The sequence below is a fragment of the Pseudooceanicola sp. DL12 genome, assembly GCF_056270665.1.
In genome coordinates, this window is record NZ_CM149884.1 from 2026233 (window position 1) to 2039550 (window position 13318).

Genomic DNA, 13318 nt, shown 5'->3' on the forward strand with positions numbered 1-13318 from the left:
GGTACATTCCTGCCACCGGTTTGGCCACGCTCCCCGTGGCCCTCCCCGCCGGTGCCAGCCATTCAATACAACAACGCCAGGAGAACGCGGATGTCCCACCGGACTCTCGTGACCAATGCGAACATCTACACGATGGCCGATGACGGCCATAAGGCGCAGTCCATGTTGATCGAGGACGGTCGCGTCGTCGCCCTCGATCCAGCGGCGGATACGCCTGCGGATGAGATTATCGATGCCGGCGGTGCCACGCTGCTGCCCGGGCTGATCGACGGACATGCCCATATGGAAATGCTGGCCTATGCCTGGGGTATTGCGGTGGATCATCGCTATCCGGCGGTCGATACCATGGACAAGCTGCTGGACCGGATCGCCGCCAAGGCCGCCGAAACGCCCAAGGGGCGCTGGATCCTGGGGCAGGGCAACCACTACCAGGACCAGCTGCTGGCCGAAAAGCGCTATCCCGACCGCGATGATCTGGACCGGGTCGCCCCGGATCACCCGGTTGTCTGCCGCTTCAGCTTCCATATCAACGTCTTGAACTCCAAGGCGCTGGAAGTGCTGGGCGTGGACGAGAATACGCCCGATACCAATGGCGGCCGCCTCGAGCGGGAGCCCGAGACCGGCCGCCTGACGGGGCGTACCATCGACATGTGGGACGAGATCGACGGGCCGGACTGGCCGCTGGACGAGCTGCTGCCCGCGCTGTCGATTGCCCAGGACAGCTACCTGTCCGGCGGCGTGACCTCCCTGTGCGAATTCACCATGCTGCCCGGCGGCGTCGATGCCTTCCTGGAGATGGAGAAGCAGGGCGACCTGAAGATCCGTGTCACCGCCTATCCCAAACTGCCCCGCGTCGCCAGTTTCGACGAGGCCTGCGATGGCACTCTTGCTGCCCGCTATGCCGGGGCCGATCCCGAGCAGCTGAAGATGGGCGGCGTGAAGCTGTTCCTCGACGGCGGACTGACCTCGCGCGCGGCGGCAATGCATGAGCCCTACTACGGCACGGACATCCTTGGCGACCTGGCCTTTGAACCCGATGTCTACAAGGAAGCGGTACGCCGCCTGGATGAAGCCGGCCACCAGATCTGCGTCCATGCCATCGGCGACCTGGCGCTGGATACCGCGATTGACGCCTACGCAGCCCTCGGTGCGGGCCGTGACCCTGCCAGTGGTCGTCACCGGATCGAGCACGCAGGCAATGCCTTCTGGACGGCCGATCGCGCGAAGCGGTTCCAGGACCACGGCATCCTTCCCGTGCCGCAGGCGCCTTTCATTCATACGACTGCTCCCGGCTATTTGAAAAACCTCGGCCCGGAGCGCGGCAAGGGCCTGTTCCCCTTCCGCACCATGGTCGTGGAGCAGGAATTTGCCGTCCCGGGGAACTCGGACGCCATCGGCATCCATCCGCGCCAGCATTTCCCCTTCTTCGGCATGTACTGCCTGATGACCCGGGAAATGAGCAATGGCGAGGTGCTGGACACCGAGGAGCTGCTGGATTTCCCGACCGCTCTGAAGATGTACACGCGCCATGCTGCCCGCTCGATCGGGCGCGAGCACGAGATCGGCTCGCTGGAACCCGGCAAACTGGCCGATTTCGTGGTTCTGAAGACCGACCCGGCAACTCTGCCGGCGAGTGACCTGGCCATGCTGCATGCCGATGAAACCTGGATTGGCGGCCGCAAGGTCTGGGCCGCCGCCTGAACACCTTACCTGAACTCCAATCGAAGAGATCCCAAATGAAGTTCTACTGTTTCCTCCAAGGCGCATGGCATGGTCGTCAGAAGCCGATCAGCCAGGTTTACGAAGAGATTGTTGCCGAAGCCGTTCTGGCCGAGGAACTGGGTTATGACGGCATCTTTCTGGCCGAGCAGAACCTGGTCTCCTTCCTGGCCACGCCCGACCCGCTGCAGCTGGCGGCGATGATCGCGCAGAAGACCAAGCGCATCCGCATCGGCCTGGCCATCATGGTGCTGCCGTTCCACCATCCGCTGCGCCTGGCGGGCGAGATCGCCCAGCTGGACCAGCTCTGCGATGGCCGCCTGGACATGGGCGTGGGCCGCGGCGCCTCGCCCTACCAGGCCGAGCGCTATGGCATGAACATGGACGACGCGACAAGCCGCCGCTATTTCGAAGAGCACATGAAGATCATGACCCAGCACTGGGCCAACCCGGAAGAGGACCTGGCCTATGACGGCGAGTTCTTCCAGTATCCGGGCACGACGGTCCTGCCTGCTCCGGTGCAGCGTCCGCACCCGCGGCTTTGGATCGCCGCCCTGTCGCCCAGCTCGACCAAATGGGCGATCAGCCTCGGCTATGAATCGCATCACCTGAACTCGCCGTTCCGGGAGCCGTTCAGCTGGGTCGAGCAGGTCTACCGCGGCTTCGAGGAAGGTCTGAAAGAGCAGGGCAGGGCCCGCGAAAGCTCCATGTTCGGGATCAACCGCCAAACCTATGTTGCCCCGACCGAGGCCGAGGCAAAGGAGATCCTGTACACGATCCGCGATCACCACCGGATCATCGAGCAGCAGGTCAACATGAAGAAGGAAGAGATCAAGAAGGGTGAATACATCGTCGACAAGGCCGTCCCGAACGAGCCCTCGATGGAAGAGATGTATGCCAATACCTTCATCGGCACCCCCGAGATCGTCCGCGCCAAGATGCAGGACTACTATGACCTGGGTGTCGACGTGATTTCGACCTGGCACCACCTGGGCCAGCCGCACGCGCAGGTGCGCCGTTCGATGGAACTGTTCGCGACCGAAGTCATGCCGCATTTCCACACCCCCGTCCGCGAGGCGGCGGAATGATCGAGGCCGGATCGGCACTCTTCTCCCCGGGCCGCCTTGGCCCGGTGGAGTTCCGCAACGGCATCGTCATGTCTCCGATGAGCCAGAACAGTGCCGGTGAAGATGGCTGCGCCACCGACTGGCACCTGGTCCATTATGGGTCGCGTGCCGTCGGGGGATGCGGGCTGGTGCTGTTCGAGGACACGGCGGTGCTTGAGAACGGAAGGGTCAGTGCGGCATCCCTGGGTCTGTATGATGACGCACATGTTGCCCCGCTGGCCCGTGTCGTGGATTTCTGCAAGGCAGCGGGTGCCGTCTGCGGCATTCAGATCGCCCATGCCGGTCGCAAGGCCTTCAAGGAGCGGAGGGGTGCCGATTGCGATCTCATTTCCTCGGCAGCCCAGGCTTTCGGGGAGGGGTGGCGCGCGCCACGTGCGACCGTGGCCGACGATATGCCGAAAATCGTTCAGGGCTTCGCCGATGGTGCGCGTCGTGCGCGTGCGGCGGGCTTTGGTCTGGTCGAGATCCATGCCGCCCACGGCTACCTGTTGCACCAGTTCCTGTCGCCGGTGCTGAATGATCGGACCGACGGCTGGGGTGGAACGGCAGCCGGCCGCGAGAAGCTGCTTTTCGATGTGCTGGAGGCAGTTCTGGCGGAAGCGGATGGGGGAATGGCGGTGATTGTGCGCCTTCCCGCCCAGGATGGTCTGCCGGATGGCCTGACGACGGAAGATATCGCCGATCTGGCGCGTCGTCTGGTGGCCGCCGGGGCGCATGGGGTTGACGTGGCAGCCGGGAACATCGTGCCGGGGTTGCCGCCGGTTGCGGCAGAGACACAGCATGCCTTGGCAAAATCCCTGCTGGCCGAAGGGGTCCCCGCCATCTGCGGCGGGGCGCGGGATGCCGCCCACGCCGAGACCCTGGTGTCCGACGCTACCGCCAGCATGGTGGTGGTCGGTCGTCCGATCCTGCGCCAACCGTACTGGCCGCTTCAGGCGGCACTGCACCTGGGGGCTCAGCCCCCTGTGCCCAGCCAATACGCATTGGCCTTCTGATCCTGATCGGTCATTCGATTCGGATCTCGGGACGGGGCGGGCGGACGGGGCGGGCCATCGCTCCGTCCCGTTCATTTTCAGCCCTGCATGCGCAATCCTGCCCTTGGAAGTTGCCCCCATAACGCGCAGAGAGGGTCAGCGAGCAATCGCATATGTGTTTCTGGAAACTTATATCAGATTTGATTGATCTGCCGGACATCTTTCGGCTCAAATGAACAGAGGCGCCACGAGGATGCGAACAGATGATTTCCGTACAGACAGGGCTCCTTTCACCGGCGGCGGACCGTGACCGTCCGGCGTGACAGAACTCGAACGGGGAGCCGCCGGAACAAGGGGAATTCCATCAGCCCCCCCCCCACAAAGCGTTGAACAACACTTCCGATGCGCAGAACCCACAATAGAACAGGCGTTCGGAACACCGACCAACAGAAGAGGAAGAAAATGAAACTCGGATTGATCAAGGCCGTCGTGACCGGACTGGCTCTCACCATTGGAGCGGCAGCCGCAGACGCGCAGACGACCTTCGATGACGTCAAGGCCAGCGGTACCCTGCAAATCGGCTGGGGCGAGTGGAAACCCTTCGAATACAAGGACGTCATCTCGGGCGACCTGAAGGGCGTGATGATCGACCTCGCCGCCGAACTGGCCCGCCGCATGGATCTCGAACCGGAATTCGTGCTGGACGGCTGGGCGACCATGCCCGCCGGTATCGCCGCCGGCCGCTTCCAGGTTGCGCTGATGGGTTATTCCGATGGCCGCGCAAAGGTCGTCGATTTCTCGCGTCCGCTCTATACCTCCGACTTCACCGGCATGGTTTCCAAGGCCTCCGGCCTGACCACGTGGGACGAACTGAACCAGCCGGGCAAGAAGATCGCGGTGACCACCGGCTCTTCGACGGATGAACTTCTGACCAAGCTGACCGCCTCGGGTGACATCAAGGCTGATGTCCAGCGCATTCGCGACGTGGGTGCGGGTGTCCTGGCGGTCCAGAGCGGCAACGTCGACGCCTATGTCAATCAGCGTGACAGCCTGTCTCTGATGGTGGCCGCGCAGCCCCAGATGACCCTGGTGGACGGCAGCTTTGGCCAGGCCTGGTTCGGAGTGGTCTTCCCCAAGGGCGACACGGCCTATGAAACGGCGATCAACGCAGCCATCGAGTCGATGATCGAGGACAACTACATCGCTGACAAGATCGCCGAATACGACATCAACGGTTCGGTCCAGGCCGAGTAACCTCTGCCTTCGAAGTAAAATGACAGGTCGCGGCTTCTCGGACAGAGTGGCTGCGACCACGGGGAAATAGACATGTATCAATTCGACTGGGCGACCACCTGGATTGCCATGAAGTACATCATTCAGGGTGTCAACGTGACCATCGGTGTGTCGGTCATAGCCCTGATCCTGGCAATCCTCATCGGTTTGCCGATCGGTGTCCTTCGGACCCGCGACACGGTGCTATCGCGGCTGCTCAACATCTACGTGGAAGTCTTCCGCAACATCCCGGTGCTCGTGCTGATCGTCTGGGTCTACTACGTGCTGCCAATCTTGATCGGGCTGAACTTGTCGCCCATCGTCGCCGGCACTCTGGCGCTGACGCTGAACACTTCCGCCTTCCTGGCCGAAGTTTTCCGCGGCGGCATCAAGGGCATCGCCATTGGCCAGACCGAGGCTGCGGGCACCTTGGGCATGACCCACCTGATGACCCTGCGGTACATTATCCTGCCACAGATGTTCCGCAAGATGCTGGCGCCTCTGCTGAACCAGTTCATCGTGCTGATCAAGGAGTCAGCGCTGATCGCCTATATCGGCGTGCTTGAAATCATGCATCGTGGCGACATGATATCGACCCAGTTCTCGCGGCCGCTCGAGGCCTACACGGTCGTCGCCGTCTACTACCTGATACTTTGCTACGTTGTATCGCGCCTGGCCGCGGTCATCGAAGCGAAGTTCGCGATCCCCGAGTGAGAAAGGATCAGACCATGTCGAATGTGCAGACTGCAGCCCGCGACGCCGAGGTGATCGACTTGAGCCCGGAAACAAAGCCAGAACCTGTCGTGGTCATGAAGGACATCCTTAAGGCCTACGACGGGGTGCCGGTGCTGGAGCGCGTTTCTCTGGAGGTCGGCAAGGGCGAGGTTGTCGTGCTCATCGGTCCCTCCGGTTCCGGCAAGACCACCTTGCTGCGCTGCGTCAATGCGCTGAACACCATCGATCAGGGCAAGATCACCGTGGCCGGCGAGGTCGTCAGCGATGTTGGTCCCGGTGGCGTGAACCGCATATCGATGGATGATCGCCGCTTGTCGCGGGTGCGCCGGAACATCGGGTTTGTCTTCCAGCATTTCAATCTGTTTCCGCATCTCAGCGTGCTCAACAACATCACTATCGCCCCCCGTAAGGTAAAGGGTGTGGCGCGTGCCACGGCCGAGGCCAAGGCGCGAGAGTTGCTGGCGTGGGTCAGCCTTGAGGACAAGGCGGATACCTTGCCCGGCTATCTTTCCGGCGGGCAGAAGCAACGGGTCGCCATTGCGCGCACGCTGGCGCTGGAGCCCCAGGTCATGCTGTTTGACGAGGTAACCTCGGCGCTGGATCCCGAGCGCGTCGAGGAGGTGCTGGAAGTCATCAAGCGCCTTGCCAACGAAGGCATGACGATGATGATTGTGACGCACGAGATGCAGTTTGCCCGTGAAGTGGCAGACCGGGTGATCTTCATGGAGGGCGGGCGGATCGTCGAACAGGGCCCGCCGTCGCAACTCTTCGGCAATCCGCAGGAAGAGCGCACGATCGCCTTCCTGCGCCGCGCTTTGAAGTAGCCCGGTGCGCTCAGAACATGTCTCGCCCGATGTCAGATTCGGGCGGGACGCTCAGGCTCTGTCAGTGCCCGCCGCCCTGATGCGCCACAGCATATCCGGGCAATCTTGATTGCCTTTTTCCGGCTCCCGGGAGGATCTTGACGAAGCCGGCGTGGAACCGTTCAGATCCCTGATCTGGTCTGTCCTCGTTGTCCTTCGGGCCTGTCAGCAGCTTGACGCGATCTCTGAGTTCTTTTCCGACTGTCTTCGGGCGGAGGATGTCGGGCACGCCCATCCAATTCGAGATCAGCGAAGGCGCGCGAAGATATCGCGCTGGGTCGGCTGCTCCTTGGGAGACGACTTGTCGATCTCTTGTGAGAAAGGCGGATGTTCCTGAGGCGCCTGACCGGCTTCGTCGTGGCATCGGCAACTGGCCAGGGCCGGCAAATGGCTTGGCCATTCTGCTTGCGGCAAGCGTCGCCGTTGCAGAGGCGGTTGCCGTCGTGGTGATCGAGCCTGGCGCGACGGCCCATTTGGTGGCCCGCGGGGTGTTCCTCGATCGTGTTCGTGGCCCGGGCTATCTGATCATCGTGATCACCGGCATGGGCATGTTCGGGGGGGATGCCTGTTCCTGGCCAATTATCTCCGCGACATCCCCGATCTCAGTCCGCTCCCGACCTTTGCCGCGTTCCTGCCGATGATCGGGACGGTGATGATCAGTGCCCTCCTTTGCGGTGCCTTGTGGTGCCCGCGAAGTGGCCCGTGGCTGCGGGGGGGCGGCGGGCTGCCTTTCGGCCGCCCGGGGGGTGAACCCTTTTTGCCCGCATGGGGCCGGAGACGGCCTATGCCGTCGACCTGCTGCCGGCGCTCGTCGTGACGGGGCTTGGCGTCGGGGCGATCTTCGGCTCGGTTCAGAATGCCGCGACGAACCGTGTCTTTGCGGATGCCGTCGCGGTCGCTTCGTCCCCGGTCAACTCGGCGCGGCAGATCGGGATGCTTCGGCCGGTTTGGTAGCCGGCACGGTTGGCCTTGCAGGCGGTCTAGTCGCCGGGCTGGAACGGCCGCCCAAGGGACAGAGGGACATCGAGAGCCATGCGCACGCGGTTTTGCGAGATCAGCGCGAGCACGATGATCGTGGCCAGGTAAGGCGCGGCCGAAAGGGCTTCGGAGGGGATCGGCAGGCCGAGGATCTGGCCGTGAAGCTGCAGCACGGTCACCCCGCCGAAGAGGATCGCGCCGCCCAGCACCCGCCAGGGCCGCCACGTGGCGAAAACCACCAGCGACAGGGCGATCCAACCGCGACCGGCGGTCATGTCCTCGACCCAGATGCCGGTATAGGCGATGGAGAGATAGGCCCCCCCGAGACCGGCAAGTGCGCCGCCCCAAAGGATCGCGAGAAAGCGATTGAGGATGACGTTGTAGCCCAGGGCATGGGCGTTCTCGGGCGATTCCCCGGTGCTGCGCAGGATCAGGCCGGCCTTGGTGCGCTTGAGCCACCAGTTGGTGGCCGGGACAAGGGCGAGAGCAAGGTAGACGAGGATGTCGAAGCGAAAGAGCAGCGGCCCGAGGAACGGGATATCGGAGAGAGGGCCGAGATCGAGGGATTTGAGCCCCGCGATCGGCTCGGCACCGAAGCCCGACCCGATCATGGCCGAGATCCCGGCGCCGAAGATCGCCAGTGCCAGGCCCGCCGCATATTGGTTGGTCAGGAAGACAAGGGACAGGACGGCGAAGATCGAGGAGGCCAGCGCCCCCGCGAGGCTGCCGACCAGGAAGGCCGGGAACAGGCCGCCACCGTGGATGGCAACGGCGAAGGCGCAGGCCGCGCCGACCAGCATCATCCCCTCGATCCCGAGGTTGAGCACCCCGGATTTCTCGACGACCACTTCTCCGAGGGCCGCGAAGAGCAGCGGGGTGGCGGCGATCAGCGTGCCTGTGAAGATCGAGATGAACAGTTCGGTCATGCGACGGATCTCCGGCCGGTGATGCGGTACGAAATGAAGAATTCGGAGGCGAGAAGCAGGAACAGAAGCAGCCCCTGGAACACGTCCATGATCGGTGCGCCAATCCCGTGGCTGACCTGGGCGCTTTCGCCGCCGACATAGGTCAGCGCGAGGAAGAGCCCGCCGAGCAAGATGCCCGGAGCACTGAGCCGGCCGACAAAGGCGACGATGATGGCCGAGAACCCGTAGCCCGGCGAGATGACCGGTGTGAGCTGACCGAGCGGGCCTGCGACCTCGAAGAAACCTGCGATACCGGCCGCGCCGCCTCCGGCCATCATGCCGATCCACACGGCCGTCTTTTCGGAAAAGCCGGCATAACGGGCGGCGCGGGGAGCGGCCCCGCCGACCGAAAGCTTGTAACCGATGAAGCTGCGACTGGTGAGCATCCACAGCGCAGCCAGCGCGATCAGGGCGAACCAGATCGAGCTGGTCACCCGATAGGCGGGGTTCAGAGGTTCGAGCAGACCGGCAGGGGGCAGCATCGCCGTTTGCGGAAAATTGAACCCGTTCGGATCACGCCAGGGGCCGCGGACGAGGAAGGACAGCAGGAGGCTTGCGATATAGGTCAGCATCAGCGTCACGAGGATCTCGTTGGTGTTGAGCTTGATCCGCAGGACGGCCGCGATGGCGGCCCAGAGCGCCCCGGCCACGAGACCGGCGAGAAACATCAGGGGCAAGAGCACCGGGGCCAGGCTCGGCGGGGCGAAGAGGCCGGTTCCCGCGGCGGCAATGGCGCCTATGGTCAGCTGGCCCTCTGCACCGATGTTCCACACGTTGGCGCGAAAGCCCACGGCGAGTCCGGCAGCGATGATGATGAGCGGGGCGGCTTTGACGAGAAGCTCACTGACGCCGTAGGCCGAGGACACCGGGGCAATGAAAAAGGCATGTAGCGCGTCAAGCGGTGGGTATCCGAGCACGGCAAAGAGGATGCCGCCGCAGATCACGGTGAGACCCACCGCGATGACGGGGGTGAGCAGGCGTGCCGTGCGCGAAATGCTGCGCCTGGGTTCGATGCGGAAGAACATGGGGTATCCCTCTCGGGCTTAGGCGGGATGAAGGTCGGAAGAGGCCCTTGCAGCGCCGATCATCAGCGCGCCGAGACGATTTCGCGTGGCGCTCTCGCGCGGTACGGCTTCGGACAGGCGGCCCTCCGAGAGCACGTGAATGCGGTCGCAGACTTCCAGAAGCTCATCGAGCTCCTCGGAGAAGATCAGCACCGCCGCGCCCTTGCGGCTGAGGTCGATGATGCGTTGGCGGATGAAGGCGGCGGCGCCCACGTCGACGCCCCAGGTGGGTTGTGCGACGATGAGAATGCCCGGCTCGAGCAATAGTTCCCGACCGAGAATGAACTTCTGGAGGTTGCCGCCCGACAGACTCATGGCAAGGGCGTCGGGCCCGTCGGCCTTCACCGAGAAATGCGAGATGATCCCGGACGCGCGGGTGCGGGCCTCGTGGTAGCGCACCAGGCCGCGTCGTACCAATCCTGCGGTATAGCCGGTAAGAACGGTGTTGCCGGTCAGGGAATGTCCGGGCACCGCGCCGCGCCCAAGCCGCTCCTCGGGGACATAGGCAAGGCCCGCGCGGCGGCGCCTGTCGGGGCGCAGGTGTCCGGCCGGGTTGCCCTCGATCAGGACCTGGTCAGGAGGAGAAAGGGCTTCGCCACTGAGACACGCGGCCAGTTCGGACTGTCCGTTGCCGGACACGCCGGCGATGCCGACGATCTCACCGCCATGGAGGTCGAGCGACACGTCGCGAAGCTCTCGTCCGGCCATGCCGAGCGGCTGGCCCGAAAGATGACGCACCGACAGGCGCGGAGAGGCGGAACGCGTGTTGGCGCTGCGCCTTGTGACTGGCAGGTCGCTGCCCACCATCATCACCGCGAGATCATGTGCGTCGGCCCGGCGCGGATCGACAGTACCGGTAACCTTGCCGCGCCGGAGGACCGTGGCGGAGTGGCAAAGGGCGCGTACCTCGTCGAGCTTGTGCGAGATGTAGATGATCGAGCAGCCTTCGGCCGCGATCTGCCGCAGCACGCCGAAAAGCTGCTCGACGGCCTGCGGAGTAAGAACGGAAGTGGGCTCGTCGAGGATCAGCAGCCGCGGGCTGCGCATCAGGCAGCGCAGGATCTCGAGCTGCTGGCGTTCGCCCATGGAAAGGTCGGCGACCATGCGGTCGGGATCGACGTTGAGCCCGTAGTGCGCCGCGGTGTCGCGGATGCGTGCGCTCAGGTTGGGCAGGTCGAGCTTGCCCTCCTGACTGAGCGCGACATTCTCCGCGACGGAGATGGTCTCGAACAGCGAGAAGTGCTGGTAGACCATCTCGATGCCGAGCCGGCGGGCCTGGGCCGGGTTGTGGACCTCGAGGTGCCTGCCATCATAGAAGATCCGTCCCCGGTCGGGGGCGACCGCGCCATAGATGATCTTCATCAGCGTGGATTTTCCGGCGCCGTTTTCACCGAGGACGGCGTGGATCTCGCCGGCGGCGACGGAGAGCGTGATCGCGTCATTCGCGATCACGCCCGAGTAGGCCTTGGAAATATCGGAGATTTCGAGACGAGCAGTCATGTTTCTTTACCTCTGACAGTTCCATCTTCACCGGGGTGGCAATCAGCTCAGCTTGCCGATCATGCCCGCGGCAAGCCAGTTGATGCCGCGTACCTCTTCGTTGCCCAGGACATTGCCTTCGCCGACGATGACGGCGCCGTCATTATCGAGGATCGGCCCGGAATAGGGCTGGATTTCACCGGCACCGACCGCGGCGACCGCGGCGTCGAGCTTGGCGCGCACATCCTCGGGAATGGCCGGGTTGAAGGGGGCCATGGTCACCACGCCGGCGGCGAGCCCGTCCCAGCTCTCTTCGGTCTGCCAGGTGCCATCGAGGACGGCGCGGGCTGCACCGACATAGTCCTTGGTCCAGTCGAGGACCACCGATGTAAGCTGGCTGTCGGGCCCGAACGAGATAAGGTCCGAGGCGTAACCAACAGAATAGACGCCCTTTTCCTGGGCTGCCTGAACTGCGACACCGGTATCTGTCATGCCGAGGAGCACATCCGCCCCCTGTGCCATCAGCGCGAGGGCCGCTTCCTTTTCCTTGCCGGGATCGAACCATGAGTTGAGGAAGACGATATTGCAGGTGATATCGGGATTGACGGATTGCGCCCCGAGCAGGAAGGCATCGGCCGGGCCAACGATATCGGGGATGGGGAAGCCGCCGACAAAGCCAAGCTTGCCGGTCTTGGTCATATGGCCCGCGGCGATGCCGGCCACGTACATGCCCTCGTAGTACTTTGCCTCGAAGGTTGCGAGGTTGGGCATGTGCACGATGCCCGAGCAATGTTCCCAAGCGACATCGGGGAAGCGCGGGGCGACCTTCTGCATCGGCGTGCCAAGCGAGAAGGAGGTTCCGAAGATCAGCTTGTTGCCGGCCGCCGCGAGTTCGCGGAAGACGCGCTCGGCATCCTGGGGCAGGAAGGTGTTGTCGACGACGGTCACCTCGACGCGGTCGCCGAACTCTGCCTTGATCGCTTCGATGCCGAGCTGATGCTGCTTGGCCCAGCCGATTTCGGCGGCGGGCGAGGCGTTGACCTGGCCGATCTTGAGGACCTCGTCTGCAAGGGCGAAGCGCGGCAGGGCGGCCGCGCCTGCAAGGGCCATCGAACTTTGAAGCAGCGCTCTACGCGTGAGGGTCATTTGGGTCTCCGTTGTTGGTAGGTTTGTTATGGGACGTGTCAGATCGACCGGGGCACGGGCGGGAACCATGGGGCCAGCGCGTCGGCCAGGCTGTCGGGCTGGGCCACCGGCGCGTCGAGATCGTAGCCTCGGGCGATGGATTGATAATGGCTTTCGATCAGGGCCAGGGTTTCCCTGACCCGACCGGCGCGCATGTGTTGGAGCAGGTCGCGGTGATCGTCGTTGAGCTTGCAGCGATGATAGTCGCGATTGGTGTAGAGCTGTCGCATCAGTTCCACCCGGCGCGCCAGCCTGGCATAGGTGTCCTGCATCACGCGGTTGCCGGACAATTCCAGCAGGCGTTGATGGAAGAGCGGACCGATCCTGTCGGCGCCGTCGTCATCGCCATGGTCCATGAAACTGTCGACCGTATCGACGTTTTCCTGCAGGTGGGCCCATTCGGCGGGCGAGAGGCGCTGAATCAGCTGGAATGCGACGCCCTGTTCGATCGCGGTCAGCGCCTCGAAGAGTTCGTAAGCCTCGCGCTGCCCGAGCTGGGCCACGCTGGCCCCGCGGTTGCGCCGGGTTTCGACCAGCCCGCTCTCGGTGAGGATGATCAGCGCCTGTTTGATCACGGCGCGCGAGGTACAGCAGATCTCCGAGAGTTCGCGTTCGCCAAGCTTGGTTCCGGGCGGCAGGGCCTGGGCCACGATGGCGGAACTGATGGCTTCAGCTATTTGTCTCGGGGCGTCGGCCATTTGGTCGGATGCTCATTTATGGGTCTGGTATGGGCTAGCTGAAAAACGGGATAGCGAAACGGGGCGTATTGTCTTCGGAAATGATGAGTCTTGTGGTGCAAAAGGAGGATATTGCTATGCAAACGCATTTCAATTGATCATCATTGAGACAATCTGCGATAATATTAGCCGTTTGACTGGCGCGCCGGGCGCCCGCGGCGCCGTGGTGTTGTGCCCGGGGCAAACAGCGGATTTCACATGTCTCTCGAAGGCGCAGGCC

13 protein-coding genes are annotated in these 13318 nt (G+C 63.6%); 8 read left to right on the forward strand and 5 right to left on the reverse strand.

What is annotated here, in order from left to right; translation table 11 throughout:
• Positions 1–90: 90 nt before the first annotated feature.
• The 8 genes from AC0WR5_RS09500 to AC0WR5_RS09535 all read left to right on the forward strand — a co-directional run bounded on the left by AC0WR5_RS09500 (position 91) and on the right by AC0WR5_RS09535 (position 7644).
• Positions 91–1701: an amidohydrolase gene (locus AC0WR5_RS09500; RefSeq protein ID WP_475868554.1), complete on the forward strand. Its 1611-nt coding sequence runs from the start codon at positions 91–93 to the stop codon at positions 1699–1701.
• Between the two features lie 35 nt (positions 1702–1736).
• Positions 1737–2807: an LLM class flavin-dependent oxidoreductase gene (locus AC0WR5_RS09505; protein WP_475868556.1), complete on the forward strand. Its 1071-nt coding sequence runs from the start codon at positions 1737–1739 to the stop codon at positions 2805–2807.
• Positions 2804–3841 (forward strand): oxidoreductase, encoded by a 1038-nt coding sequence (locus AC0WR5_RS09510; protein WP_475868558.1) that lies wholly within the window; start codon positions 2804–2806, stop codon positions 3839–3841. Before AC0WR5_RS09505 ends, AC0WR5_RS09510 begins: the two co-directional genes overlap by 4 nt.
• 441 nt (positions 3842–4282) lie before the next feature.
• Complete coding sequence (locus AC0WR5_RS09515; protein ID WP_475868560.1) at positions 4283–5074, forward strand: substrate-binding periplasmic protein; 792 nt, start codon at positions 4283–4285, stop codon at positions 5072–5074.
• Between the two features lie 72 nt (positions 5075–5146).
• The gene (locus AC0WR5_RS09520) at positions 5147–5806 is read left to right on the forward strand and encodes an amino acid ABC transporter permease (protein ID WP_475868562.1); all 660 of its coding nucleotides are present in this window, start codon (positions 5147–5149) and stop codon (positions 5804–5806) included.
• A 14-nt stretch (positions 5807–5820) separates the two neighbouring features.
• On the forward strand, positions 5821–6651 hold the full coding sequence (locus AC0WR5_RS09525) for an amino acid ABC transporter ATP-binding protein (RefSeq protein WP_475868564.1): 831 nt from the start codon (positions 5821–5823) through the stop codon (positions 6649–6651).
• Positions 6652–7082: 431 nt separating this feature from the next.
• Entirely contained in the window at positions 7083–7331 is a 249-nt protein-coding gene (locus tag AC0WR5_RS09530; RefSeq protein ID WP_475868566.1) for a hypothetical protein, read from the forward strand.
• A gap of 124 nt (positions 7332–7455) precedes the next feature.
• Positions 7456–7644, forward strand: coding sequence for a hypothetical protein (locus AC0WR5_RS09535; protein ID WP_475868568.1), 189 nt, complete (start codon positions 7456–7458; stop codon positions 7642–7644).
• A gap of 26 nt (positions 7645–7670) precedes the next feature.
• On the opposite strand, the gene AC0WR5_RS09540 is transcribed toward AC0WR5_RS09535, so the two are convergent.
• Genes AC0WR5_RS09540 through AC0WR5_RS09560 form a run of 5 tightly spaced genes read right to left on the reverse strand, consistent with a single transcriptional unit; the run spans position 7671 to position 13059 of the window.
• Complete coding sequence (locus tag AC0WR5_RS09540; RefSeq protein ID WP_475868570.1) at positions 7671–8594, reverse strand: ABC transporter permease; 924 nt, start codon at positions 8592–8594, stop codon at positions 7671–7673.
• Positions 8591–9658: an ABC transporter permease gene (locus AC0WR5_RS09545; protein WP_475868572.1), complete on the reverse strand. Its 1068-nt coding sequence runs from the start codon at positions 9656–9658 to the stop codon at positions 8591–8593. The genes AC0WR5_RS09540 and AC0WR5_RS09545 overlap by 4 nt, the downstream gene beginning before the upstream one ends.
• A gap of 18 nt (positions 9659–9676) precedes the next feature.
• Entirely contained in the window at positions 9677–11197 is a 1521-nt protein-coding gene (locus AC0WR5_RS09550) for an ABC transporter ATP-binding protein (RefSeq protein WP_475868573.1), read from the reverse strand.
• A gap of 42 nt (positions 11198–11239) precedes the next feature.
• On the reverse strand, positions 11240–12322 hold the full coding sequence (locus AC0WR5_RS09555) for a BMP family ABC transporter substrate-binding protein (protein WP_475868575.1): 1083 nt from the start codon (positions 12320–12322) through the stop codon (positions 11240–11242).
• Positions 12323–12360: 38 nt separating this feature from the next.
• The gene (locus AC0WR5_RS09560) at positions 12361–13059 is read right to left on the reverse strand and encodes a GntR family transcriptional regulator (protein WP_475868577.1); all 699 of its coding nucleotides are present in this window, start codon (positions 13057–13059) and stop codon (positions 12361–12363) included.
• Between the last annotated feature and the right edge of the window lie 259 nt (positions 13060–13318).